24 protein-coding genes and 3 tRNA genes are annotated in these 23541 nt (G+C 56.1%); 18 read left to right on the top strand and 9 right to left on the bottom strand.

Going from position 1 to position 23541, the window contains the following annotated elements:
- Window positions 1-3: 3 nt before the first annotated feature.
- Window positions 4-441: a transcriptional regulator SlyA gene (slyA, locus tag LAC65_RS06970; protein WP_224144849.1), complete on the bottom strand. Its 438-nt coding sequence runs from the start codon at window positions 439-441 to the stop codon at window positions 4-6.
- A 151-nt stretch (window positions 442-592) separates the two neighbouring features.
- Here slyA and LAC65_RS06965 point away from each other — a divergent pair, with 151 nt between their 5' ends.
- Genes LAC65_RS06965 through LAC65_RS06955 form a run of 3 tightly spaced genes read left to right on the top strand, consistent with a single transcriptional unit; the run spans window position 593 to window position 3698 of the window.
- Window positions 593-829, top strand: coding sequence for a DUF1656 domain-containing protein (locus LAC65_RS06965; RefSeq protein WP_039384154.1), 237 nt, complete (start codon window positions 593-595; stop codon window positions 827-829).
- 6 nt (window positions 830-835) lie between these two features.
- Window positions 836-1693 (top strand): efflux RND transporter periplasmic adaptor subunit, encoded by an 858-nt coding sequence (locus LAC65_RS06960; RefSeq protein ID WP_039384152.1) that lies wholly within the window; start codon window positions 836-838, stop codon window positions 1691-1693.
- Between the two features lie 7 nt (window positions 1694-1700).
- Window positions 1701-3698 carry an FUSC family protein gene (locus LAC65_RS06955; protein ID WP_039384151.1) on the top strand — a complete coding sequence of 666 codons (1998 nt, stop codon included), beginning with the start codon at window positions 1701-1703 and terminating at the stop codon, window positions 3696-3698.
- Here LAC65_RS06955 and LAC65_RS06950 read toward each other — a convergent pair whose 3' ends face one another.
- The 4 genes from LAC65_RS06950 to LAC65_RS06935 all read right to left on the bottom strand — a co-directional run bounded on the left by LAC65_RS06950 (window position 3699) and on the right by LAC65_RS06935 (window position 6122).
- On the bottom strand, window positions 3699-4166 hold the full coding sequence (locus LAC65_RS06950; RefSeq protein ID WP_039384148.1) for a hypothetical protein: 468 nt from the start codon (window positions 4164-4166) through the stop codon (window positions 3699-3701). It abuts the gene before it with no gap.
- A 125-nt stretch (window positions 4167-4291) separates the two neighbouring features.
- A complete protein-coding gene (sodC, locus tag LAC65_RS06945; RefSeq protein ID WP_224144858.1) occupies window positions 4292-4795 on the bottom strand; it encodes a superoxide dismutase family protein in 504 nt (167 codons plus the stop codon).
- Between the two features lie 96 nt (window positions 4796-4891).
- Window positions 4892-5788 (bottom strand): aldo/keto reductase, encoded by an 897-nt coding sequence (locus LAC65_RS06940; protein ID WP_039384145.1) that lies wholly within the window; start codon window positions 5786-5788, stop codon window positions 4892-4894.
- Between the two features lie 64 nt (window positions 5789-5852).
- A complete protein-coding gene (locus LAC65_RS06935) occupies window positions 5853-6122 on the bottom strand; it encodes a DUF1289 domain-containing protein (protein ID WP_162287178.1) in 270 nt (89 codons plus the stop codon).
- Between the two features lie 184 nt (window positions 6123-6306).
- Between LAC65_RS06935 and eptA the strand changes: the two genes are divergently transcribed.
- The 5 genes from eptA to rnt all read left to right on the top strand — a co-directional run bounded on the left by eptA (window position 6307) and on the right by rnt (window position 11021).
- On the top strand, window positions 6307-7944 hold the full coding sequence (eptA, locus tag LAC65_RS06930; protein WP_039384144.1) for a phosphoethanolamine transferase EptA: 1638 nt from the start codon (window positions 6307-6309) through the stop codon (window positions 7942-7944).
- Window positions 7945-7983: 39 nt separating this feature from the next.
- On the top strand, window positions 7984-8586 hold the full coding sequence (locus tag LAC65_RS06925) for a TetR/AcrR family transcriptional regulator (protein WP_039384141.1): 603 nt from the start codon (window positions 7984-7986) through the stop codon (window positions 8584-8586).
- 41 nt (window positions 8587-8627) lie between these two features.
- Entirely contained in the window at window positions 8628-9725 is a 1098-nt protein-coding gene (gene nemA, locus LAC65_RS06920) for an alkene reductase (RefSeq protein ID WP_039384139.1), read from the top strand.
- Between the two features lie 96 nt (window positions 9726-9821).
- Window positions 9822-10229 (top strand): lactoylglutathione lyase, encoded by a 408-nt coding sequence (gloA, locus tag LAC65_RS06915; RefSeq protein WP_039384137.1) that lies wholly within the window; start codon window positions 9822-9824, stop codon window positions 10227-10229.
- A 108-nt stretch (window positions 10230-10337) separates the two neighbouring features.
- Complete coding sequence (rnt, locus tag LAC65_RS06910; protein WP_039384135.1) at window positions 10338-11021, top strand: ribonuclease T; 684 nt, start codon at window positions 10338-10340, stop codon at window positions 11019-11021.
- A 38-nt stretch (window positions 11022-11059) separates the two neighbouring features.
- Here the strand turns inward: rnt and LAC65_RS06905 are convergent, their stop codons facing one another.
- Window positions 11060-11392 carry a Grx4 family monothiol glutaredoxin gene (locus LAC65_RS06905; RefSeq protein WP_021506217.1) on the bottom strand — a complete coding sequence of 111 codons (333 nt, stop codon included), beginning with the start codon at window positions 11390-11392 and terminating at the stop codon, window positions 11060-11062.
- Window positions 11393-11744: 352 nt separating this feature from the next.
- On the opposite strand from LAC65_RS06905, the gene LAC65_RS06900 reads away from it, so the two are divergent.
- Both LAC65_RS06900 and purR read left to right on the top strand, forming a co-directional pair.
- A complete protein-coding gene (locus tag LAC65_RS06900; protein WP_039384133.1) occupies window positions 11745-12533 on the top strand; it encodes a C40 family peptidase in 789 nt (262 codons plus the stop codon).
- 297 nt (window positions 12534-12830) lie between these two features.
- Window positions 12831-13856, top strand: coding sequence for an HTH-type transcriptional repressor PurR (purR, locus tag LAC65_RS06895; protein ID WP_039384130.1), 1026 nt, complete (start codon window positions 12831-12833; stop codon window positions 13854-13856).
- Here purR and punR read toward each other — a convergent pair.
- Window positions 13853-14764 (bottom strand): DNA-binding transcriptional activator PunR, encoded by a 912-nt coding sequence (punR, locus tag LAC65_RS06890; RefSeq protein ID WP_039385823.1) that lies wholly within the window; start codon window positions 14762-14764, stop codon window positions 13853-13855. The two genes, purR and punR, sit on opposite strands and share 4 nt — an antisense overlap.
- Before the next feature lie 108 nt (window positions 14765-14872).
- On the opposite strand from punR, the gene punC reads away from it, so the two are divergent.
- Window positions 14873-16066 carry a purine nucleoside transporter PunC gene (punC, locus tag LAC65_RS06885; protein ID WP_039384127.1) on the top strand — a complete coding sequence of 398 codons (1194 nt, stop codon included), beginning with the start codon at window positions 14873-14875 and terminating at the stop codon, window positions 16064-16066.
- A gap of 272 nt (window positions 16067-16338) precedes the next feature.
- Window positions 16339-17487, top strand: a complete 1149-nt coding sequence (gene cfa, locus LAC65_RS06880) for a cyclopropane fatty acyl phospholipid synthase (protein ID WP_039384125.1) — start codon at window positions 16339-16341, stop codon at window positions 17485-17487.
- A 34-nt stretch (window positions 17488-17521) separates the two neighbouring features.
- On the opposite strand, the gene LAC65_RS06875 is transcribed toward cfa, so the two are convergent.
- Window positions 17522-18178 (bottom strand): riboflavin synthase, encoded by a 657-nt coding sequence (locus LAC65_RS06875; RefSeq protein ID WP_039384122.1) that lies wholly within the window; start codon window positions 18176-18178, stop codon window positions 17522-17524.
- Window positions 18179-18369: 191 nt separating this feature from the next.
- On the opposite strand from LAC65_RS06875, the gene LAC65_RS06870 reads away from it, so the two are divergent.
- The 6 genes from LAC65_RS06870 (at window position 18370) to LAC65_RS06845 (ending at window position 22440) form a co-directional block, all read left to right on the top strand.
- Entirely contained in the window at window positions 18370-19743 is a 1374-nt protein-coding gene (locus LAC65_RS06870; RefSeq protein WP_039384121.1) for an MATE family efflux transporter, read from the top strand.
- 154 nt (window positions 19744-19897) lie between these two features.
- Window positions 19898-19974, top strand: a tRNA-Val gene (locus tag LAC65_RS06865).
- A gap of 3 nt (window positions 19975-19977) precedes the next feature.
- A tRNA-Val gene (locus LAC65_RS06860) sits at window positions 19978-20054 on the top strand.
- A gap of 14 nt (window positions 20055-20068) precedes the next feature.
- Window positions 20069-20145: transfer RNA gene (locus LAC65_RS06855), tRNA-Val, on the top strand.
- Between the two features lie 343 nt (window positions 20146-20488).
- The gene (gene pykF / locus LAC65_RS06850; RefSeq protein WP_039384119.1) at window positions 20489-21901 is read left to right on the top strand and encodes a pyruvate kinase PykF; all 1413 of its coding nucleotides are present in this window, start codon (window positions 20489-20491) and stop codon (window positions 21899-21901) included.
- 302 nt (window positions 21902-22203) lie between these two features.
- On the top strand, window positions 22204-22440 hold the full coding sequence (locus LAC65_RS06845; protein ID WP_039384115.1) for a major outer membrane lipoprotein: 237 nt from the start codon (window positions 22204-22206) through the stop codon (window positions 22438-22440).
- Window positions 22441-22528: 88 nt separating this feature from the next.
- On the opposite strand, the gene LAC65_RS06840 is transcribed toward LAC65_RS06845, so the two are convergent.
- Window positions 22529-23503, bottom strand: coding sequence for a L,D-transpeptidase family protein (locus tag LAC65_RS06840; protein WP_039384113.1), 975 nt, complete (start codon window positions 23501-23503; stop codon window positions 22529-22531).
- Window positions 23504-23541 lie beyond the last annotated feature (38 nt).

The following is a 23541-nucleotide window of genomic DNA, read 5'->3' as shown; positions in this document are numbered from 1 at the left end:
TTTTTATTTTTCGCGATGCTGTAATTCGAGAATATTTTTCTCAAGCCGCGCAATCAGCGTGACCATCTGATTGATCTCTTCGGCGCTGATGCCAGCCAGGATATCGTCGCGGGTTGCATCAATAACGTGCTCTACCTGCCCGATAATCGGTGCGGCTTCTTTGGTCAGCCTGATGCGTTTCGTCCGCCGATCGTTTGCGCAGGTGGAGCGGGTGATCAGTCCCTTCTCTTCCAGCTGATCCAGCGTGCGCACCAGCGAAGGCTGCTCAATACCGATCGCTTTAGCCAGCTGGATCTGCGACTGTTCTGGCGGAAGTTGATGAATATTATGCAAAGTCACCCAGTGCGTTTGTGTCAGCTCCAGCGGCTTCAGGCGCTGATCGATTAACGCGCGCCAGATGCGCACCAGGCGCGACAGGTCGGTTCCAAGTGGCGTATCCATTTCATCTCCTTATAATTAGCTTGCTAGCTATCAAGCCAGATTTTACACTATTTTGCGAGTTTACAGGACAAAATACAAATAGCAGGCCAGACGTAGTGGATATCGCTACGCTTATCATGACATTGCCTGAGTCAACAAAGGATGATGACACATGCCCACCCCTGATTTTCCTGCAGCAGCGCCCCTGACCGATCTGGTCTTTGGTGCCTCACTGCTGTTTCCGCCGCTGTTTAAGGCCGTGCTGCTCGGCTTTTTTTTCTGGCTGCTGATCCATCCTCTGCTGCGCGACCGGCTCTATGCCGGTGATATCTGGCACCCCACTCTGCTGGATCTCTCACTGTTTGTGCTTTGCGTGTCAGCCGCGCTGTGGCTGGTGCAATATGGATAACCGACCATGACCTTTAATCCCCTGAAATATTTCTCGACCCTGATTGTTTTTGCGCTGGCGCTGCTGGCCGCCTGGTGGATGTGGAATACCTACATGCAGGCGCCCTGGACACGCGACGGCAAAGTGCGCGCTGAACTGGTTGATGTGACGCCTGAGATCTCCGGCCGCATTACTCAGCTGCGGGTGCGGGACAATCAGCGCGTACACAAAGGCGACGTGCTGCTTGAGCTTGATGCAAAACCGTGGCAAATCGCGGTAGCGAGCGCTGAAGCACAGCTGGCGAAAGCACAGAGCGATCTGGCAAAAGCGCAGCATGAAGCGCGGCGGCGGGCAGAACTGCCGCGTAATGTTATTTCAGCAGAAGATCGGGATATCGCTCAGCTAACCGCTGAAGCGGCTGCCGCTACGGAGAAAGCGGCGCAGGCGACGCTGGATCAGGCGCGCTGGAATCTGCAGCAGACCACACTGACGGCTCCCACCGATGGCTGGATAACCAATCTGACGCTGCGTCCTGGCAACTATGCGACGGCGGGAACACCGCTGTTTGCACTGGTTGACAGTCATTCATGGTATGTCGTGGGCTATTTTGAAGAGACTAAACTGCGCCATATCCAGCCTGGTGCCGCAGCGCGAATTGCGCTCTATAGCGATGGCACCCGGCTGCAGGGAGAAGTAGAAAGCATCGGCAGCGCTATCTACGACCAGAGCGTAGCGACCGACAGCGGCCTGGTGCCGGATATCAAACCCAATGTTCCCTGGGTGCGGCTGGCGCAGCGGGTACCGGTACGTATCCGGCTGACGCAGCTGCCCGCTAATGTCCGGCTGGTTGCGGGCACCACCTGTACCATCTCTGTTGCGCACTGAGGCGAGCATGAAACTGCACTGGCTGGCGTGGCATAACCTGCCCTGGATCAGAGCCACACGCGGTGAATGGCGGAGCGCCCTGCGCATTAGCCTGGCGATGTGCCTGGCCCTGACTATGGCGTATCTGCTGCAGCTGGATGAGCCCTACTGGGCGATGACGTCGGCGGCGGTCGTGAGCTTTCCCGGACTGGGGGGTGCAATCAGTAAAAGCCTGGGGCGGATCGCCGGCAGCCTTACCGGCGCGCTCGCCGCGCTGCTGATTGCCGGTCACACGCTAAATGAGCCATGGCTGTTTGCTTTTTTTATGGCCAGCTGGCTGGCGCTCTGCACCTGGATCGCCAGCCATTATCAAAACAATGTCGCTTACGCTTTTTCCCTCGCTGGCTACACCGCCGCTATCATCGCGTTCAGCAGCGTTAACGTCAGCGACACGGCTGAGCTCTGGACGATTACCCAGGCGCGCGTCTGTGAAGTCATCACCGGTATTCTCTGTGCGGGCATAATGCTGATGCTGCTGCCCGCTACCTCAGATGGCAGCCATCTGATGCGCTCGCTGCAGCAGATGCATCAGCGTCTGCTGCAGCACGCACGTTTGCTGCTGCAGGAGCGCGGCGAAACAGCCCATCTTGCTCATGAGCAGGTTATCAGTGAAATTCTGACCATGAATCTGCTGCGCATTCAGGCATTCTGGAGCCATTACCGCTACCGCCGGCAGAATAGCGTGCTGAACTATGTGCTCCACCAGCAGCTGCGGCTGACCAGCATGCTCTCAGGCCTGCGCCGTATGCTGCTCAACTGGCCCGATGCACCGGACGACGTGCAGGAGGCGTTAGCGCAGGTGCTGGAGCAGCTTACCCGGCCGCAGTGCGATAAATATTGCATCGCGCGCATCCTGAGCCGCGTGACGCCGCCTGACAGCGGTGATTTTCGTCAGCGCGCTTTTGTCACGCGTCTGCATACCTTCTGCCGCCTCTGGCTGGACGTGCAGCGCTGGATCCGTCTGCTGCAGCACCCCGAAACCGGCGTCCGTTTTCAGCCACCGCGCGTTCCGGCACTGTCGCGTGAAGCTGACAGCGTTGAGGCGGCCTGGAGCGCCCTGCGCACGTTTACCGTTATTATGCTGGGCTGTGCTTTCTGGATTGTTACCCGCTGGGAATCTGGTGCCGCAGCGCTGACGCTGACGGCTATCGCCAGCGTACTTTACGCCTCAGCCCCTTCGCCCGGCGGCAGCGTTCTGCTGCTGCTGCGTACTCTGCTCTGGCTGTCGCTGTTCAGTTTTCTGTTTCAGTATGGATTGATGGTGCAGATCAATGCGCTGGGCGGGTTTTTAGCCGTGCTTTTTCCGCTACTGCTGACGCTGCAGCTCTTCAGGTTACAGCAGAAAAAACGGGCGGCGCTGTGGGGGCAGTTCATTGTGTTCATGGGATCGTTTATCGCCGTCACCAATCCGCCTGAGTGGGATTTTCAGCGTTTCATTAATGACAACCTGGCAAAGGTGTGCGGCGTGTTGCTGGCGTGGATGGCCTTTCAGCTGCTGCGGCCGGGTTCTGATATGCGCCGCAGCCGCCGTTATATCCACGCTATTCGTTACGCTTTTCTCGACCAGCTGCGCAGACGACCACGCCTGAGCGAATATCGTTTTGAATCACATATCTATCATCATATCGGCCAGCTGACGCAGAGCCGCGATGCGCAGGCCCGTCTCTGGCTGCTGCGCTGGGGCGTTGTTCTGCTGAACTGCTCGCATATTGTCTGGCAGCTGCGCCAGTGGCAGCCTGCGGATAGCGCGCTGGCGCAGCTGCGCGACCAGAGTATTCAGGATCTGCACCCGATCATGAGCCGGCGCGGCGTGCAGCATCGCGCCCTGGAGCAGACGCTGCAGGCGCTTGATAAACAGATATCCCGGCTCGGTTCAGAGGTCAGCGGTGAAGCAAATACGCTGGCAGGCATGTTATGGCAGCTTCGCTGTGCGCTGGCTCAGCTGCAGCAAGCGCTGCCGGAGTAATTACCGGCAATATTTTGCCCACTGATTCTGAAAATCGGTTTGCAGCTGCGCCAGCGTTTTACGATCTTCAAACCGGCTTTTATCCTGTTCGCTCTCCGGCCTGATCACCAGCGCTTTTTCATCATAAGAGTAGATAAAGCGGCGGGTCAGCGTGGTTCCGGTAAAGCTGCGCCCCTGAATTGAGCCGCAGACCACCGGGATAGTCTGCGTATAGATCGCCGTATTGAGGAAATTGGTTTCGCTGGCGCTACGCAGCACGTTCTGGCAATGGTGCTTTTCCAGCTGCTGCACGCTGTGCGGCGTCAGCCACTCCCGGCCGCGGGCGATATGCTCGCAGCTGGCGCGCAGCGGACTGGTATCTATATTGCGCTGCAGCTGACGGCTGGCGTCGAGACGCAGCTGCGTATCCCTGGGCCGATCGCACCCTGCAAGTAACAGTGCCAGCAGCACTATCCCTAAGCTTTTCATTCCTGCCCCTGAGTGGTTCCCTGACTGTATCGCTATGATAGAGCGGAATAATCGTCCTGAGTAGCATTAAACGGTGTCAGAATTTTATTGCAGCGGGCAGCCCTTGCTGCGCTACCCGCGGTTGATCAGATTACGCCACAGGCAAGACGCGCCCCTCCGCCTCCCAGCGGTTCAGGATGATCGGCATGGTTATCACCGCCCACGTGAACCATCAGCGCCTTACCTTTAATATCACTGAGCGATTTCAGACGCGGTGCAACCACCGGATAGCTGGCTTTGCCGTCATCTGTAACATAGAGGGCCGGCAGATCGCCGAGGTGCCCGTCGGCATAAGGACCGAGATGTTTGCCGCTGTTCTGCGGATCAAGATGGCCACCCGCAGCGCCGGCTGCCACGGTTTTCCCCTGCGACTCGCCAGGTTCACAGCTGCCTTTAGCATGCACATGGAAACCATGGATGCCCGGTTTCATACCGGATAACGCCGGGGTAAATTGCAAACCGTAGTCCGTTTCCGTAATGGTCACTTTACCTACGGCCTCGCCGACGCCCTGGGTGGAAACCTGATGCAGCGTGACCTCCTGAGAAGCAGCGCTGGCACCGGCCGAACAGGCCAGCGTAATAAGAGCAATAAGCGTTCTTTTCCTAACGTCTCCTTACGGTTGATAGACCCGATAAGTCTGGACGCTTTTTGCCCGCGCTGCTGCAGTTTGACGAAGCTTTACGCTTCAGGGCACATCGTAGCCGAGCGCGGCTTTACGGATACGGAACCACTGCTGGCGATTAAGCGTCAGCGCAGCCGCCTCTGCCGCCTGACCGATGCGGCCGGTTTTACCGGAGCCGATGATCGGCAGTGGCCGGGATGGCAGCATCATAATCCAGGCATAGACCACCTGCTCAATCGTGGCCGCACCGATCTCCCGCTGAACCTGGCTCAGCTCGTCGCGCAGCGGCTGGTAGTGTGGATCGCTGAACAGACGGCCGCCGCCGAGGCAGGACCACGCCATAGGACGCATCCGCGCCTGCTGACACTGATCGAGCGTGCCATCCAGCAGCGCGGTCTGCTCCAGCGGCGAGATCTCCAGCTGGTTGGTCACCAGCGTAAACGGCAGGCGCGACTGCAGCAGCGAAAACTGCGCCGGGGTAAAATTTGAGACGCCAAAATGACGCACTTTACCGCTCTGGTGCAGCTGCATAAACGCTTCGGCCACTTCATCGGCATCCATTAGCGGATCGGGACGATGGATCAGCAGCAGGTCGAGGTAGTCAGTCGCAAAATGCGTGAGCGAGTTTTCCGCACTGCGAAGAATGTGGCTGGCATCGGTGATGTAGTGTCCGATCTGATGCTCAGGTTTGGCCCGCGTTGCGATGCCGCACTTAGTCACAATCTGCAGCTGTTCGCGCAGCTGTGGCGCCAGGCGCAGCGCAGCGCCAAACGCCGCCTCGCACTGATAGTCACCGTAGATATCCGCATGATCGACCGTGGTCAGCCCGAGGGAGAGATGATACTCAATGAATGAGACCAGCTGCTGTGGTGTCATCCCCCACTCCATTAACCGCCAGTAGCCGACCACCAGAGGAGAGAACGCCGGCCCCTGAGGGGAGATAGCCTGTGGTTGTAACATAACAAAACTCCCTGCATTGAATGTTAAAAAAGGGAGTATAACGAAATGAGGACAGAAGCGGCGTTTAAAACAGCGAGGGCTGCTGCGGATCCTGATCCGCATCCGGTTTTTGCTGACGCTGCAGGCGCAGATAGCGCTGCCGGCACAGCCTTAGCACTTCACGCTTCTGCGCATCGCTGAAGCGCATCCAGTTAAAACGCTCTTCACGACTTCGCAGGCAGCCGCGACAATAGCCGCGCGCATCGGTCTGACAGATGCCGCGACAGGGGCTGGGTACCGGGAAAAACTCGAGTTGTTCAGCCACATCTGCCTCTGATTCGCTACTGGATAACATAGTGATAACAGTTTCCGCGTGAACTGCAAGCTGCGGTGCTAAAAGAAAGCGTACCTGCCCGGCTCTCTGATCTAATCAATAAGTGTTATTTAACTTTAACAATAACGTCATCTGAAGTGCGTTTAAGGTTATCCTCAGATTTCTTCTCTACTGTGCGTCCATTCTGACTTGATAATGAACCTCAATGAAACCTGCCATTAAGTTACAGTGTCACGAAAACCGGTTTAATCTGCTGGCTGCCCTGCTGTTCGCGCTGATTCTGAACGCGCTGTTTCTGCAACAGGCGTGGAAAATCATCACCTATACCCGTCTGCACGACTACCTTTTTGCTGCCAGCATGCCGGTCGTGCTGACGGCCGCATTTTATCTTCTGTTTTGCCTGTTTGCCTGGCCATGGGTTCGCAAGCCACTGCTGATCGTACTGGTACTGATCAGTGCAGCAGCCAGCTACTTTATGTTCAGCTTTGGGACGGTAATCGACACCAATATGGTGGCCAACGTCTTTGAATCCAGCGTACAGGAGGCGGGTGCGCTGGTAAGCCCGCGCTGGCTGGTCTGGATGCTGCTGATGGGGTTGCTGCCGGTGCTGCTTATCGTCTTCGTGCGCGTCAGGCGCAGTCAGCGCTGGTGGTGGAGCATCCTGCAGCGGCTGGCGGGAGCGCTGGGGGCGCTGTTGGTGATCCTGCTGATGGCTGCCCTGTTCTACAAAGATTATGCGTCGCTGATCCGTAACAACAAAGGGCTGGTAAAAATGATCACGCCAGCCAATGTGATTAGCGGTGCTGGCCATTATGTCGATAAGCGCTATCTGCAGGGCAGCCAGGCGCTGATTAAAATCGGGCAGGATGCCCGCAAAGGCCCGCTGATCGCGCAGGCAGCTAAAAAAACCCTGGTGGTGCTGGTTGTGGGAGAAACGGCACGCGCGGAGAACTTTTCGCTGGGCGGCTATGCGCGCCAGACCAATCCGGAGCTGCAGAAGCAGCAGGTGATTTACTATCCGCATGCGACCTCCTGCGGCACCGAGACGGCGGTTTCTGTACCCTGCATGTTCTCGGTGATGCCGCGCGAGCATTACGATGCTGACCTGGCACATCACCAGGAGGGCGTACTGGATGTGCTGGCGCACGCCGGAGTCAGCGTATTGTGGCGCGAGAATGATGGTGGCTGTAAAGGCGCCTGCGACCGCGTGCCGCACACTGACATGACGCAGTGGTCGTTACCGCAATACTGCCATAGCGGATTCTGCCTCGATGACGTGCTGCTGCACCGCTTCGATAACTACGTTGACAGTTTACATAACGACAGCGTGATCGTGCTGCATCAGATGGGAAGCCACGGCCCGGCCTACTATCTGCGCTATCCGGCTGCGTTCCGTCGTTTTACACCCACCTGCGACAGTAATCAGATTCAGGATTGCGATCCGCAGGCGCTGGTCAACACCTATGACAATACCCTGCTTTATACCGACAGCATGCTTAGCCAGACTATCGACAAGCTAAAAGCGCTGAGCGACCGCTTTAACGTGGCGCTGGTTTATCTTTCGGATCATGGTGAGTCGCTGGGCGAACACGGTATGTACCTGCACGGCGCGCCCTGGATGCTCGCCCCGTCACAGCAGACGCATATTCCGCTGCTGATGTGGTTCTCACCCGGCTATGCCAGCGCGTTTCATCTGGATGAAAGCTGTCTGCGGCGGCAGGCCGCAACGCAACCGGTCTCCCAGGATAACCTGTTTCATACGCTGCTGGGCCTGTTTGACATCCGGACGCAGGTTTATCAGCCGCAGCTGGATATGATCAAATCGTGCCAGCAGAAAAGCTGACGCTTGCATTAGACCGACTGGTCTACTAGGCTTTTGCTCATGAATAAAAGTGTGCAACGTAATGAAACCCGTGAACACCTGCTCGCTACCGGCGAGCAGGTTTGTCTGCAGCGCGGCTTTACCGGAATGGGACTTAACGAAGTACTCACGCTGGCGGCCGTGCCGAAAGGGTCCTTCTATTACTATTTCCGCTCTAAAGAGGCGTTTGGCGTTGCGCTGCTGGAGCGCTATTTCGTCAATTATCTGCAGCAGATCAATCAGCAGCTGACGCTGCCATCCCTGCCTGCACGTCAGCGGCTGCTGGCGCATTTTCGTTCAGGCCGGCAGCTGTTTGCTGAGCAGGGGCTTATTATGGGCTGCCTGGGCGTCAAGCTGTCGGCTGAGGTATGCGATCTCTCAGAGCCGATGCGCGATGCGCTGCAGCGCGGCGCCAGCGCCATTATTGCCGCTTACGCACACTGCCTGACCGAGGCTGCGGCTGAACAGCCGCTGCTATTTAATCAGACTCCGGTGCAGCTTGCGCAGCGTTGCTATCTGCTCTGGCTGGGCGCCAGTCTGCAGAGCAAAATTTCCCGCGAACCAGATCCGATTAATCTGGCACTCAGCACTATCGAACAGTGGCTTAACGGCCCGCATTTTTAAAACAGATGTTTATAGACGACCGGTCTAATAGAGGAATTACTATGGCGAGCAAACAGCTATTTTCCCCGCTGAAAGTGGGTGCAGTTACCGTTCCTAACCGCGTATTCATGGCACCGCTGACGCGGCTGCGCAGCATTGAGCCGGGTGATGTTCCCACGCCGATGATGGCTGAGTACTACCAGCAGCGTGCCGGAGCGGGCCTGATTATTACTGAAGCGACGCAGGTCTCTTTTCAGGCTAAAGGCTATGCGGGCGCACCAGGCCTGCATACGCAGCAGCAGATTGATGCATGGAAGATGATCAACGAAGGCATTCACGCTGCTCAGGGCCACGTTGCGGTCCAGCTGTGGCATACCGGCCGCATTTCACATTACAGCGTGCAGCCAGAAGGCAATGCACCGGTTGCGCCTTCTGCCCTGCCAGCCGGTACCCGTACCTCGCTGCGCGCCGCTGACGGCAGCGTGTATCGCGAAGAGACCTCCGTGCCGCGCGAACTGACCGTCGATGAAATTAAACAGATTGTGCAGGATTTCGGCCAGGCTGCAGCCAATGCCCGCGAGGCTGGCTTTGACCTGCTTGAGCTGCACTCAGCGCACGGCTATCTGATGCACCAGTTCCTGTCGCCTGACTCAAACAAGCGCGACGACGAGTATGGCGGCTCGATTGAAAAGCGCGGCCGCTTTGCGCTGGAAGTTGTGGATGCAGCGATCGCCAACTGGTCTGCCGATCGCGTCGGGATCCGCGTTTCACCTGTCGGGGCGTTCCAGAACCTGGAAAATGGCCCGGACGAAGAGGAAGCTGCGCTCTGGTATATCAGTGAACTGGGCAAACGCGGCCTGGCCTATCTGCACCTTTCTGAGCCAGACTGGGCGGGTGGCAAACCTTACACTGATGCGTTCCGCGAAAAAGTCCGCACGGCTTTCCCCGGTGTGATCATCGGTGCCGGCGCCTACAGCGTGGAAAAAGCGGATGATTTGATCGCGCGCGGCCTGATTGATGCCGTGGCGTTTGGCCGCGACTTTATTGCCAACCCGGACCTGGTTGCCCGCCTGCAGCAGGATGCTCCGCTTAACCCGCAGCGCCCGGAGAGTTTCTACGGCGGCGGTGCGGAAGGTTACATCGACTACCCGACGCTGTAACCGGCAGCTGCCGCATAACGATGCGGCAGCCCCGTCACCCGCTATACTTGTACTGTTTCTGCGTCAAAATCTGACCATGTTAAAAAAGAGGATGTTATGCGTTTACTTCACACCATGTTACGCGTTGGCGATCTGCAACGCTCAATTGACTTCTATACCCGCGTACTGGGTATGCGCGTGCTGCGTCAGAGTGAAAATGCAGAATATAAATATACTCTGGCATTTGTTGGCTACACCGAAGAGAGCGAAGGTGCGGTCATTGAGCTGACCTATAACTGGGGTACGGAAAAATATGACCTTGGGAACGCTTATGGTCACATCGCGCTGGGCGTAGACGATGTCGCCGCAACCTGCGAGCGCATCCGTAGCGCGGGCGGCAACGTAACCCGTGAGGCGGGCCCGGTTAAAGGTGGCAGCACGATTATTGCGTTTGTTGAAGATCCCGATGGCTATAAAATTGAGCTGATTGAAAACAAGCATGCCGGTAATGGCCTTGGTAACTGATGCCTGACGCCAGCCCGCAAATTTGCGGGCTGGTTTTTCTCATCTGCTGCACCCTCCCGCCTTTTTTGCCATAATGCGCGCTGCCCTTTTCACTGCTATGAGATCCTGATGTCTGAATCGAACGCCCAGAACGCCCTTAACCAACGCTTTCGCGGCTTTTATCCGGTAGTTATCGATGTCGAAACCGCCGGTTTTAATGCGCAGACTGATGCGCTGCTGGAGATTGCCGCCACGACCCTGAAAATGGATGAGGATGGCTGGCTGCAGCGTGACGAAACCCAGCATTTTCACATTGAACCCTTTGCAGGTGCCCTTCTTCATCCTGAAGCGCTGGCGTTTACCGGTATCGATCCTGCGAACCCGCTGCGCGGCGCAGTGAGCGAATATGAAGCGCTGCACGCCATCTTTAAACAGGTGCGCAAAGGGCTTAAAGAGAGCGGCTGCAACCGGGCGATTATTGTGGCGCATAATGCCAACTTTGATCACAGCTTCGTTACGGCGGCGGCTGAGCGCGCCAGCCTGAAACGCAACCCCTTTCATCCGTTTGCCACCTTTGATACGGCGGCGCTGAGCGGGCTGGTGCTGGGACAGACGGTGCTGGCAAAAGCGTGCAAGGCGGCAGGTATCGATTTTGACAGCACGCAGGCGCACTCGGCGCTTTATGATACAGAGCAGACGGCAATGCTGTTTTGCGAGCTGGTAAACCGCTGGAAACGTTTAGGTGGCTGGCCGCTGGCGCTAAATGACGCTGAGGCAGAGAGCGAAGCGTCAGGCGAAAGCGCGGCAGAGTAAGAGAATGAAAAAGGCCGGCACAGCGCCGGCCTTTTAATTTATTCCGCTTCTTTGTGTTTCTCAGCGGTTTCTTTGATCAGCGGCTGAAGTTCACCGCGCTGGAACATCTCAACGATGATGTCGCAGCCGCCGACCAGCTCCCCATCCACCCACAGCTGCGGGAAGGTTGGCCAGTTAGCGTATTTTGGCAGTTCAGCACGGATATCAGGATTCTGCAGGATATCAACATACGCGAAGCGTTCGCCACAGGCAGAGAGCGCCTGAACAGCCTGAGCTGAGAAGCCGCAGCTTGGCAGTTTTGGCGATCCTTTCATATACAGCAGGATCGGGTTTTCTGCGATCTGGCGCTGAATTTTTTCAACAGTACTCATTTTTGCCTTCCTTAATTCTTCACTTCGTGTTTGTTTATTGTAGCGACTTCATCCCGCGACTGAAATCGGGAATTTGCCTCGCTGCGGCATGAATCGCCATGTTTGTTAAGTTTGCCGCCACGGGCGTATGACGAAGTGTGTATTAATACACGATTAGCAATAAATATGCTGCGTTAACCGCCTGAAACCGCTCATTTTTGCTGCACAGCCCTTGTGTTGATGGATTTAATAAAAAAGACCTTACCTTTTGTAAAAAAAGTGGATTAGAATCAATCCGGCGCTGATCGCTGATCAGAATTTTCTAATATTGCCGCGGTCTGCTTCTGCAGCCTGCCGAACCTGTAACCGGACTATGCGTTTACTGATTACGCTTTTCATACTGGCTTTTGCTCAGCTGTTTTTTAACGTGGCCGCTGCTTCACCGCACAAGCCGGTTAACGCCAGCCTGCAGAAAGCGGAGAAAAAGAGTGCGCGCGACGATGAGCGCCGCAAACGACGTCCGGTTAAAACCTCGGCTAAAAAAACACGCGTCACGCCCGTACAAAAAGTTAAATCGAAAAAAAGCCTGCACGCAGAACCGCCTGCGACTTCCCGTACCGCCCGTAAAAAAGCGCCCGCCCTCTCCGCCAGCAAAAAATATGGTCATCAGCGTACCAGCCGGAAAATAGCAGCCGCGGAAGAGAGTACCGATGCGCTGACCGGTATCAGGCTCAGCAAATCCCACCGTCTGCGCTACCAGAAGGCGCGTGAAACCGCCATGACTAAACTTATGGGCCAGCTGGGCAAACCTTATCAGTGGGGTGGCACCTCTCCGCTTACCGGATTCGATTGCAGTGGCCTGGTCTGGTACGCCTACAAAGATCTGGTCCGTTTCAAACTGCCGCGCACGGCCAACGAAATGTATCATCTGCGCGATGCCGCTCCCATCAAGCGCGAAATGCTGGAGAAAGGGGATCTGGTGTTTTTCCGCATCAATAATCGCGGTACAGCCGATCATGTTGGCGTTTATCTGGGTAACGGCAAATTTATTCAGTCGCCGCGTACCGGCAAGGATATTCAGATCAGCGCGCTGGGTGAAGATTACTGGCAGAAGCACTATGTTGGCGCACGCCGCATGATGACACCTAAAACCATTCGTTAGCGGTTGCGCAACACGCCGCGCGCGTTTTGGCCTGAACACATACCGGCTGCCGTAATCTAAATATTTTCGCCTGACCTCAGGTAAAAATCTCGTTTTATGCCCCTCACCTTGCTAGAATCGCCGCCTTTCGTTGCGCAACACCTTTTGCGCACGCTGCTGTCATTATCTGTTACGGTTAATTACTCGCCTTAAATCAGCCATTTTTATGCTGAAACCGGGCAGAAAACCCTGCGCAGACGCAAACGTTTAACACTATACTTATCATAAAGTTGCGATAGGTTTAAGAGGTCCATTTTCATGGCAACAATTAAAGATGTGGCAAAACGCGCTGGCGTATCAACGACCACGGTTTCGCACGTCATCAATAAAACGCGCTTTGTCGCTGAAGAGACGCGTAATGCCGTGTGGGAGGCGATTAAAGCGCTGCACTACTCTCCCAGCGCCGTGGCGCGCAGCCTGAAGGTTAATCACACGAAAACATTGGGTCTGCTGGCGACATCCAGCGAAGCCCCCTACTTTGCTGAAATCATTGAAGCGATTGAAAACCACTGCTTCGCTCAGGGCTATACGCTGATTCTGGGCAATGCGCACAATGACCTGCAAAAACAGCGCGCCTATCTGTCGATGATGGCGCAAAAGCGGGTAGATGGCCTGCTGGTGATGTGCTCTGAGTATCCGGACGATCTGCTTCAGATGCTGGAAGAGAATCGCAATATTCCGATGGTGGTCATGGACTGGGGCGCTTCCCGCGGGGATTTTACCGATACCGTGCAGGATAACGCCTTTCAGGGCGGCTATCTGGCCGGCCGTTACCTGATCGAGCGGGGTCATCGCGATATTGGCGCTATTCCGGGCCAGCTGGAGCGCAATACCGGCGGCGGACGGCACGCCGGCTTCCTGCAGGCGATGCAGGAAGCGGGGATCGCGGTGCGTGCGGAGTGGATCGTACAGGGCGATTTTGAGCCGGAGTCGGGTTATCAGGCGATGCAGCAGATCCTGAGCCAGAAGCAGCGGCCTACCGCTGTGTTCTGCGGCGGCGATATTATGGCAATGGGCGCCATCTGCGCCGCCGATGAGATGGGCCTGCGCGTACCGCAGGATATTTCGGTGATCGGCTATGATAATGTGCGCAACGCCCGCTACTTTACGCCGGCGCTGACGACGGTGCATCAGCCCAAAGCTCAGCTGGGTGAGAAAGCGCTGGAGATGCTGCTGGACCGCATTACCAGTAAACGTGAAGAGCCGCAAACAATTGAAGTTCAGCCCAGTCTGATTGAGCGTCGCTCCGTCGGGGATGGTCCGTTTCGCGACTATCGCCGCTAAGCGTGGCGCTCGCTGAGCCACTCATGGTTTAGCGTCTCAGCATCCCCCAGGTATTCCAGCAGCCAGATCAGCGCTGGCGACGCCCGCTGCTCGGCCCAGCTGACGCAGCAGGGACTCTCCGGAAAGGGCTGCGGTAATATCAGCTCCACCAGCGCGCCGCTATCCAGTAGCGGCCGCGCCAGATGTCCCGGGATCATCCCCACGCACAGGCCAGCCTGCAGGCAGTCGATTCCGGTTTCCCACTCCGGCACCACCAGCCGGCGCTGATTATCCAGCGTCCAGGTCATACGGCGCGGCAGCGCGCGCGACGTATCTTCCAGCACCAGCGACGGCCAGGCGCGCATCGCCTCTTCGTCAGGATGCGCGCTCTGCGCCAGTGGATGATCCGGACTGACCACGCAGCGCCAGTTAAGGGCGCCCATATCCTGAAAAGCAAAGCGTCCGCCAACCGGGATCGCCTGCGTGGCGCCGATGGCTACGTCAACCCGGCCATCGGCCAGCGCATCCCATACGCCGTTAAACACTTCATAGCTGATGATCAGCTCCATATCGGGAAAGTGGCGATAGAAATCTTTCACCAGCTGGCGCGTGCGCTGCGGCTTGACGATACAATCAACGGCAATAGTGAGCTGGCCGCGCCAGCCGTTGGCCAGCTGCTGACACTGGCGTCGCGTTGCCAGCATTTTTTTGATAACAGAGCGGCCTTCTCGCACAAAATGCTCGCCGGCCGGCGTCAGGACCACCTCCCGATGCTGGCGTTCAAACAGCTCCACGGCAAGCCAGCTCTCCAGCTGCCTGATGGTATAGCTGATAGCAGAAGGCACGCGGTGCAGCTCCTGCGCTGCCGCGCTGAAACTGCCGGTGCGGGCGACGGCATCCGCTACCTCAAGTGCATATTCAGACCACATATTTTTGCCTTCAAAAAATTTAACAGCACTCTGCAAATATTAGCGTTTCACAAAGCTGACTGCACCCTTTTACACTCCTTCGCGTTTCCCTGCCGAATGAGAAAAATAGTGATGTCATCTAAAGGATTTCTGCCCTATCTGGCGCTGCTGAGCATGCTCGGCTTTCTCGCCACGGATATGTATCTGCCCGCATTCAGCGACATGCAGCGTGATTTTGCCACCGCTCCGGGTGTTATCAGCGCCAGCCTGAGCCTGTTTCTGGCGGGCTTTGCCTGTGCGCAGGTGGGCTGGGGACTTCTCTCTGACCGCATTGGCCGCAAACCGGTTTTACTGGCGGGCCTCTCAATCTTTGCCCTGAGCTGTCTGGCCATGCTATGGGCCGACAACGTCTGGCTGATGCTGGCGCTGCGCTTTATTCAGGCTGTGGGCGTCTGTGCCGCCGCCGTGAGCTGGCAGGCGCTGGTTATCGATCGCTACCCTAAAGCGCAGGCCAATAAAGTGTTTGCCACTATCATGCCGCTGGTGGCGCTCTCTCCTGCTCTGGCTCCGCTGCTGGGTGCCTGGCTGATGAGTCATTTTCACTGGCGCACTATTTTCCTGGTGCTGACGCTGATTACCCTGGTGCTGCTGGCAGGTACCCTCAGACTTCGCTCGCCGCGTATCTCTCAGGCGGCGCGCGGCGATCAGCCTGGCTGGCTGACGCTGCTCGCTACCCGCGCCTACAGCGGCAACGTGCTGATTTACTCCGCCTGCTCTGCCAGCTTCTTTGCCTGGCTGACGGGTTCACCCTTTATTCTGGCGGCCGCGGGCTTAACCCCGGCCGATATCGGGCTCAGCTATGTACCGCAGACGATTGCCTTCCTTATTGGCGGTTTTGGCTGTCGTGCGCTGCTTAATCGCTTTCAGGGCGCGCAGCTGCTGCCCTGGCTGCTGCTGATTTACAGTCTGAGCATTATGAGCCTCTTTGCCGTTGCGCTGCTTCCCGCGCCGTCGCTTTTTGGCCTGCTGCTGCCTTTCTGCGGTATGGCGCTGGCAAACGGCGCTATCTATCCGATTGTGGTTGCCAGCGCGCTGGCGCCGTTCCCGCACGCCAGCGGTAAAGCTGCAGGTTTACAGAATCTGCTGCAGCTTGGCTTATGCTTCCTTGCCAGCCTGATTGTCTCGGCTGGTTTGCAGCAGGCGCTTTATCACACTACGCTGGTAATGGTAAGTACGGTGGTGCTCGCCTGGATGGGCTTCGTCTGGCAGCGCGCAACGGCTAAATCAGCCGATATCGCCCATCCCTGCGAAGACAACGCATAAGCCGGTCTGGTGCTATTTTGCCAGAGAGCGATCCGCCCGCATTCGCGCCGCGGGTCGCTATCTCTTCTGACATTCATAACAATAACAGCGCTCCCGGTCTTTCCGGGACAGCATCTGCGTGCGGCCAGGCCGCTGCGCATTGCGTGAGTCCGGACTATTCATACCTCTGTTAATGTGGTTTAGCTGCGCACGGCACCACCCTGCGTTCTTTCACAGACCTGATGCAGATCCTTCTGTTTCCCAGGTCATATTTACAAAGTGATGGAGAAGCTATGAGTTCATCATGTGCAGAAGCAGTCACTCCCGAAGAGAATCCGTGGTTTCGTATTGCCCGGAAGTTACTTGAACAGGCAGATATTCGCGTTAATGGTTCACGACCGTGGGATATTCAGGTTCATCATGCTGACTTTTTTAAGCGCGTGATGCAGGAAGGCTCACTGGGTCTGGGCGAAAGTTACATGGATGGGTGGTGGACGTGTGAACGACTGGATATGTTTTTTCATCGCGCGCTCAGACATCATCTCGATCATCAGCTGCCGCACCACTTTAAGGATACGCTGCGTATCGCTGCTGCCCGGCTGACCAATCTGCAATCAAAAAAGCGCGCCTGGCAGGTCGGCAGAGCGCACTACGATTTGGGTAATGACCTGTTCAGCCTGATGCTGGACCCGTTTATGCAGTACTCCTGCGGCTACTGGCCTCATGCGCAAACGCTGGAAGCGGCGCAGGAAGCCAAGCTGGATCTGATCTGCCGCAAACTGCAGCTTGAACCCGGCATGTCTCTGCTGGATATCGGCTGCGGCTGGGGCGGGCTGGCGGAGTTTGCTGCCCGCCGCTACGGTGTCAGCGTATATGGCGTCACTATCTCCCAGGAGCAGCAAAAGATGGCACAGCAGCGCTGCGCCGGACTGGACGTCACGATACTGCTGCAGGATTATCGCGACCTTGAGCAGCAGTTTGACCGCATCGTTTCCGTCGGGATGTTTGAGCACGTTGGCCCGAAAAATTATGCGACCTACTTCAGGGTGGTTAACCGCAACCTGAAACCCGGCGGCCTCTTTCTGCTGCACACCATCGGGGCGGTAAGAACCGATATGCGGGTAGATCCGTGGATCGATAAATATATTTTCCCGAACGGCTGCCTGCCCTCTGTGCGACAGATAGCGGACGCCAGCGAGCCTTATTTTATTATGGAAGACTGGCACAACTTCGGGACCGATTATGACACCACGCTTATGGCGTGGCATACGCGTTTCCTGGCGGCGTGGCCGCAGCTCTCTGCCCGCTATGATGAGCGTTTTAAGCGTATGTTCAGCTACTATCTCAATGCGTGTGCAGGTGCCTTTCGCGCCCGGGATATTCAGCTGTGGCAGGTGATGTTCAGTCGCGGCTATGAAGGCGGGCTGCGCGTTGCGCGCTAGGTTAAAAAGGCGCGCTGCGCGCCTTTACTGAAGTTTATTCTGCCGGTCCGGCCGGCGCTGTTGCTGCGGCAATCAGGGCGGCTTCACGCTGCGCCATAACGCGCTCAACGGTATCCACAATCGCCTGCGTTTGCGGATCGATTTCGATATTGACCTTATGCCCCAGCTTTTTGCTTCCCAGCGTGGTGCGCTCCAGCGTTTCCGGGATCAGGTGGACGCAGAATTTGGTTTTGGTCACATCGCCGACCGTCAGGCTGATGCCATCAATACCGATATAGCCTTTGCGCAGAATATATTTTATCTGTTCTGCATCCTGCAGTCTGAACCAGACTTCGCGGTTATTTTCCGACTGAATAATTTTGCAGATTTCAGCGGTGGTCATAATATGACCCGACATCAGGTGTCCGCCAATTTCATCGCTGAATTTAGCCGCACGCTCAATATTGACTCTGTCACCCACCTGCAGCGCACCCAGATTGGTAATGCGCAGCGTCTCTTTAATCAGGTCAAAGCTGACCCGATCCTCTTCGATGGCCGTTACGGTCAGGCAGCAGCCGTTGTGCGCTACAGACGCCCCCAGCTCCAGCCCTGGCAGCAGGGCTGCATCAAGACGTACAGTATGAGTGCGAAACAGCTCTTTCTCTTCAATGGCGACAATTTCCGCCACGCCCTGCACAATACCCGTAAACATAACTATCCTCTCCACGCGTTTGTCTTAGCTTATCACAGCCTGCCAGCACAACTTAATTTGCGCATGCGCAATGGTTGCATAAAAGGCAAATAAATTTGTTATCATTATTTGTTCCGCGTGCGGGCTCTGGCTGCATTGAGCGCGCATTCGCCGGGAATAGTCTCTCTTTCTCTTAATCAAACAGGTGATACGTGCAGAAGTATTTAACAGAAGCGCGTCAGCTGCTGGCCCTCGCAATCCCGGTGATCCTCGCTCAGGTAGCCCAGACTGCGATGGGATTTGTAGATACCGTTATGGCCGGTGCGGTAAGCGCCACGGATATGGCCGCCGTTGCTGTTGGCACCTCTATCTGGCTTCCCGCCATTCTTTTTGGTCACGGTCTGCTACTGGCACTGACGCCAGCCGTTGCGCAACTCAACGGGTCCGGACGACGTGAACGCATTGCCGAGCAGGTGCGCCAGGGGTACTGGCTGGCACTGGCCGTTTCGCTTGTCATTATGGTTGTGTTATGGAACGCGGGCTATCTTATCCGCGCAATGCATGACATTGACGCCGATCTGGCCATTAAAGCGGAAGGTTACCTGCATGCGCTGCTCTGGGGCGCACCAGGCTATCTTTTTTTCCAGGTGGCGCGTAACCAGTGCGACGGTCTGTCTAAAACCAAACCCGCCATGCTGCTGGGCTTTCTCGGACTGCTGACCAACATTCCGCTGAACTACATCTTCATTTATGGCCACTTTGGTATGCCGCGTCTCGGCGGCGTGGGGTGCGGCGTGGCAACCGCCTCCGTCTACTGGGTGATGTTTCTGGTTATGCGCTTCTGGCTCCGGCGTATGCCGGCGATGCGCGATATTCGCATGGCCTCACGCTGGTCAGCGCCCTCGCGCGCTATTCTCACGCGGCTCTTTTCGCTGGGGTTACCGGTAGCGCTGGCGCTGTTCTTTGAAGTTACGCTGTTTGCCGTAGTGGCGCTGCTGGTTTCACCACTGGGCATTGTGAATGTCGCAGGACACCAGATCGCGCTCAACTTCAGCTCACTGATGTTTGTCCTGCCGCTGTCGCTGGGGGTAGCCACCACGATTCGCGTGGGTTACCGGCTGGGTGAAGGCTCGGCGGAAGGTGCACGCACCGCCGCCTGGACCGGTCAGGGCGTGGGCATCGCCATGGCGGCCTGCACTGCCCTGTTTACCGTCACGTTCCGTCACGATATCGCCGCGCTCTATACGGCGAACCCTGCGGTCATTACGCTGGCTGCCCAGCTGATGCTGCTGGCTGCGATCTATCAGTTCTCCGATTCGATTCAGGTTATCGGCAGCGGGATCCTGCGCGGTTATAAAGATACCCGCTCGATCTTTTTCATTACGCTGATCGCTTACTGGGTATTGGGACTGCCGGCAGGCTATATCCTGGCGCTGACTGACTGGATTGTTCCGGCGCTGGGTCCGGCCGGATTCTGGTGCGGGTTTATTGTGGGCCTGACCTCTGCCGCCGCGATGATGATCTGGCGTATTCGCCGTATGCAGCGTCTGCCTGCAGAGGTTATTCTGGCGCGGGCGGCGCGCTAAGTGGCTGAGCGGGCGTTTATCTGGCCCGCAATGCTGAAAAAAGCGACGCTTCGCACAGATGCTGGTCAGTCGTCCCGATTTTCTGTTTTTTTCCCTTGCCAGGTTTCCGGCGTACCGTTAATATTCGTCCCCGCTGTCGCCCTGACAGCGTGTTGCGCTCTTAGCTCAGTTGGTTAGAGCACCACCTTGACATGGTGGGGGTCGATGGTTCGAGTCCATTAGAGCGCACCAAGTGCGTCCGTAGCTCAGTTGGTTAGAGCACCACCTTGACATGGTGGGGGTCGGTGGTTCGAGTCCACTCGGACGCACCAGTTTGCTGTATTGCGCGCTCTTAGCTCAGTTGGTTAGAGCACCACCTTGACATGGTGGGGGTCGATGGTTCGAGTCCATTAGAGCGCACCACTTCGCTGTATCCTCTTCTTGCGCAACGTCGCTTTCCTTGATTCAGGTCGATATCCCCTGCTGCTTTTATATTGGTTTTCGCATACTTAGCGATTATACTATGGCTCGTTGTTTCACCTGAAAGGTTTCAGCGCTGACGTGCCTATGCCATCAATGTCTCTGATTTGCGCAACGCCGCCCTGCCGGCCTGCTTCTGCAACGCATAACTTCCCTGCACGCTCAGTTCCTGTCACCTATTCTTACTTCTGTATTATCCGTAGCCACAATCGTCACATTTTCACTTCGGTGCTCCGCGCATCGGATACCGACCTTTATCATCCATCACAACATACAGATATCTGACATGAAAAAGACCAAGATTGTTTGTACTATCGGGCCGAAAACCGAATCAGAAGAGATGCTGACCCAGCTGCTGGAAGCAGGCATGAACGTTATGCGTCTCAACTTCTCGCACGGTGATTACGCCGAACATGGTCAGCGCATCGCAAATATGCGTGCCGTCATGGAAAAAACGGGGCATCAGGCCGCGATTCTGCTGGACACCAAAGGACCGGAAATCCGCACCATGAAGCTGGAGGGTGGCAACGACGTTTCACTCAAGGCGGGCCAGACCTTTACCTTTACCACCGATCAGTCTGTGATTGGTAATCATGAACGCGTCGCTGTTACCTATGCCGGTTTTACTGAAGATCTGAAAATTGGCAACACGGTTCTGGTCGACGATGGCCTGATTGGCATGACCGTTACTGAAGTCACGGAAAACAGCGTAGTGTGTGAAGTGCTGAATAACGGCGACCTCGGCGAAAACAAAGGCGTTAACCTGCCTGGCGTCTCTATCCAGCTGCCTGCACTGGCAGAAAAAGATAAGCGCGATCTGATTTTTGGCTGCGAGCAGGGAGTGGACTTTGTCGCCGCGTCGTTTATTCGTAAACGCTCTGACGTGCTGGAGATCCGCGAGCATCTGAAAGCGCATGGCGGCGAAAACATCCAGATCATCTCTAAGATCGAAAACCAGGAAGGCCTTAACAACTTCGATGAAATTCTCGAAGCGTCTGACGGCATCATGGTTGCGCGTGGCGATCTGGGCGTAGAGATCCCGGTTGAAGAGGTTATCTTCGCGCAGAAGATGATGATCAAAAAGTGCAACAAAGCCCGCAAAGTGGTCATCACTGCTACGCAGATGCTCGACTCCATGATCAAAAACCCGCGCCCTACCCGTGCTGAAGCGGGCGACGTGGCTAACGCCATTCTTGACGGTACTGACGCCGTGATGCTGTCTGGTGAGAGCGCCAAAGGCCGCTATCCGCTGGAGTCGGTCACGATCATGGCCACCATCTGTGAGCGTACCGATCGCGTGATGAAGTCACGCATCGACGAGCTGAAAGATTCCCGCAAGCTGCGTATTACGGAAGCTGTCTGCCGTGGTGCCGTTGAGACCGCAGAGAAACTGGAAGCACCACTGATTGTTGTAGCCACCGAGGGCGGTAAATCAGCAAAATCAGTACGTAAGTACTTCCCGGATGCAACCATTCTCGCCCTGACGACCAACCAGACCACTGCCCGTCAGCTGATCCTGAGCAAAGGTATCGAGACTCGCCTGGTCGCCCGCATTGAATCAACCGATGATTTCTATCGCATTGGTAAAGAGCTGGCGCTGGAAAGCGGCTACGCGCAGAAAGGTGATGTGGTCGTGATGGTTTCAGGTGCCCTGGTGCCAAGCGGAACTACTAACACCGCTTCCGTGCACGTGATTTGATTTAACGTCACACTTTATTTAAACAAGCGCCTTAACCGGCGCTTTTTTTATTCCATCGCTAATCTATAATCAGAAAAATTCAAATCGAAAATAACTATTCAATATGTTGTGGAATTAAGGTTAATCCGATTAAATCCCTCTGTTTTCGCTAAATATTTTCATCATATTCTGCCAGATGCTGCTTCTTTGAGCGAACGATCAAATTTAAGCATGTTCTCATCAAAAATTTATTCTCAACTTAAAAAGCTTTGTGCAATACTTGTAACGCTACATGGAGATTAACTTAATCTAGAGGGTATAAAATGAAACGTACTAAACTGGTACTGGGCGCGGTAATCCTGGGTTCAACTCTGCTGGCTGGTTGCTCAAGCAACGCTAAAATCGACCAGCTGTCTTCAGACGTTCAGACTCTGAACGCTAAAGTTGACCAGCTGAGCAACGACGTGAACGCAGTGCGTTCTGACGTTCAGGCTGCTAAAGATGACGCAGCTCGCGCTAACCAGCGTCTGGACAACCAGGCTCACTCTTACCGTAAGTAAGAGTTCTGGTTTGAAAAATGGTGCCCTGGTGGCACCATTTTTTTTGTGCTGATTCCAGCGCCCGGTGGCGCTGTCTGACCGGCTGACTTCAGCCCTGCGGCTCTGCTGCAACCTGCTCTGCCGTCTCTGCGGCAACCGGCTCGCCGCTGCTGACCAGCACCGGCATACCTGAACGGCGCGTCATCGCCTCCTCAATCAGCGCACTGTCGCTTTTCGCACTGCGGCTAAAGGCTTTCAGAGCGGTGCTGCGCACCAGCGGCTGCGTCTGCGGATCATCTTTTTCACTGCGCGACAGCGGCTGATGAACCTCAATATAGCGTTTACCGTCTGGTTCGATGGCGTACTTCACCGGCTGATTAACAATCTGAACGCGCGTGCCTGCCGGGACGCTGTTGAACAGCGCTTCAATATCAGCGGGACGCAGGCGAATACAGCCGGAGCTGACGCGCATGCCGATGCCAAAGTCAGCGTTAGTGCCGTGAATCAGGTAGTGTCCCTTGCCATACGCCAGACGCAGGGCGAACAGTCCCATCGGATTGTCAGGGCCGGCCGGAACCGTCACCGGCAGCGTCACGCCCTCTTTCGCATAGCGCTTGCGAATATTTGGCGTCGGTGTCCAGGTCGGGTTGGGAATTTTCTGGCTGATACGCGTCACCATATCGGGCGTCGCAGCGCCTAACTGGCCAATGCCGATTGGATAGACCACCACGCGGTTTTCTCCCGGCGGATAGTAGTAGAGGCGCAGCTCAGCCAGATTAACCACAATCCCTTTGCGCGGCGCATCCGGCAACAGCATTTGCAGCGGCACGGTGATCTGCGTACCTGCCGCCGGCAGCCAGGGATCAACGCCGGGGTTTGCTTCCAGCAGGCCGAGCAGTCCTGTGCTGTAGCGCGCTGCCACGCTCTCCAGCGGCTGTTTGTTATCAGAGATAGTGGTCAGAACGTTTTCGCCGATCAGGCGGCTGTCGTCGGCAGGGAGAGGATATTCAGTAGCCATTGAAGGTGCAGAGAGTCCAAAGCAGGACAGCAGCAGTGCACCAGCTAAACGTAACGCAGGTTTCATGCAGGTTTCTCTTTCTGGATGGAAAAGACCCCGGCTAA

The sequence above is a fragment of the Pantoea eucrina genome (assembly GCF_020079945.1).
GTDB classification, from domain to species: Bacteria; Pseudomonadota; Gammaproteobacteria; order Enterobacterales; family Enterobacteriaceae; genus Pantoea; species Pantoea eucrina.
The sequence above is the reverse complement of the archived record's forward strand: the minus strand, read 5'-3'. Positions and strand labels throughout refer to the sequence as shown.

What these genes read in the sequence shown, in the direction of transcription:
- slyA (WP_224144849.1), bottom strand. Translation starts at nt 441, where the DNA reads ATGGATACGCCACTTGGAACCGACCTGTCGCGCCTGGTGCGCATCTGG.
- LAC65_RS06965 (WP_039384154.1), top strand. Translation starts at nt 593, where the DNA reads ATGCCCACCCCTGATTTTCCTGCAGCAGCGCCCCTGACCGATCTGGTC.
- LAC65_RS06960 (WP_039384152.1), top strand. Translation starts at nt 836, where the DNA reads ATGACCTTTAATCCCCTGAAATATTTCTCGACCCTGATTGTTTTTGCG.
- LAC65_RS06955 (WP_039384151.1), top strand. Translation starts at nt 1,701, where the DNA reads ATGAAACTGCACTGGCTGGCGTGGCATAACCTGCCCTGGATCAGAGCC.
- LAC65_RS06950 (WP_039384148.1), bottom strand. Translation starts at nt 4,166, where the DNA reads ATGAAAAGCTTAGGGATAGTGCTGCTGGCACTGTTACTTGCAGGGTGC.
- LAC65_RS06940 (WP_039384145.1), bottom strand. Translation starts at nt 5,788, where the DNA reads ATGTTACAACCACAGGCTATCTCCCCTCAGGGGCCGGCGTTCTCTCCT.
- LAC65_RS06935 (WP_162287178.1), bottom strand. Translation starts at nt 6,122, where the DNA reads ATGTTATCCAGTAGCGAATCAGAGGCAGATGTGGCTGAACAACTCGAG.
- eptA (WP_039384144.1), top strand. Translation starts at nt 6,307, where the DNA reads ATGAAACCTGCCATTAAGTTACAGTGTCACGAAAACCGGTTTAATCTG.
- LAC65_RS06925 (WP_039384141.1), top strand. Translation starts at nt 7,984, where the DNA reads ATGAATAAAAGTGTGCAACGTAATGAAACCCGTGAACACCTGCTCGCT.
- nemA (WP_039384139.1), top strand. Translation starts at nt 8,628, where the DNA reads ATGGCGAGCAAACAGCTATTTTCCCCGCTGAAAGTGGGTGCAGTTACC.
- gloA (WP_039384137.1), top strand. Translation starts at nt 9,822, where the DNA reads ATGCGTTTACTTCACACCATGTTACGCGTTGGCGATCTGCAACGCTCA.
- rnt (WP_039384135.1), top strand. Translation starts at nt 10,338, where the DNA reads ATGTCTGAATCGAACGCCCAGAACGCCCTTAACCAACGCTTTCGCGGC.
- LAC65_RS06905 (WP_021506217.1), bottom strand. Translation starts at nt 11,392, where the DNA reads ATGAGTACTGTTGAAAAAATTCAGCGCCAGATCGCAGAAAACCCGATC.
- LAC65_RS06900 (WP_039384133.1), top strand. Translation starts at nt 11,745, where the DNA reads ATGCGTTTACTGATTACGCTTTTCATACTGGCTTTTGCTCAGCTGTTT.
- purR (WP_039384130.1), top strand. Translation starts at nt 12,831, where the DNA reads ATGGCAACAATTAAAGATGTGGCAAAACGCGCTGGCGTATCAACGACC.
- punR (WP_039385823.1), bottom strand. Translation starts at nt 14,764, where the DNA reads ATGTGGTCTGAATATGCACTTGAGGTAGCGGATGCCGTCGCCCGCACC.
- cfa (WP_039384125.1), top strand. Translation starts at nt 16,339, where the DNA reads ATGAGTTCATCATGTGCAGAAGCAGTCACTCCCGAAGAGAATCCGTGG.
- LAC65_RS06875 (WP_039384122.1), bottom strand. Translation starts at nt 18,178, where the DNA reads ATGTTTACGGGTATTGTGCAGGGCGTGGCGGAAATTGTCGCCATTGAA.
- pykF (WP_039384119.1), top strand. Translation starts at nt 20,489, where the DNA reads ATGAAAAAGACCAAGATTGTTTGTACTATCGGGCCGAAAACCGAATCA.
- LAC65_RS06845 (WP_039384115.1), top strand. Translation starts at nt 22,204, where the DNA reads ATGAAACGTACTAAACTGGTACTGGGCGCGGTAATCCTGGGTTCAACT.
- LAC65_RS06840 (WP_039384113.1), bottom strand. Translation starts at nt 23,503, where the DNA reads ATGAAACCTGCGTTACGTTTAGCTGGTGCACTGCTGCTGTCCTGCTTT.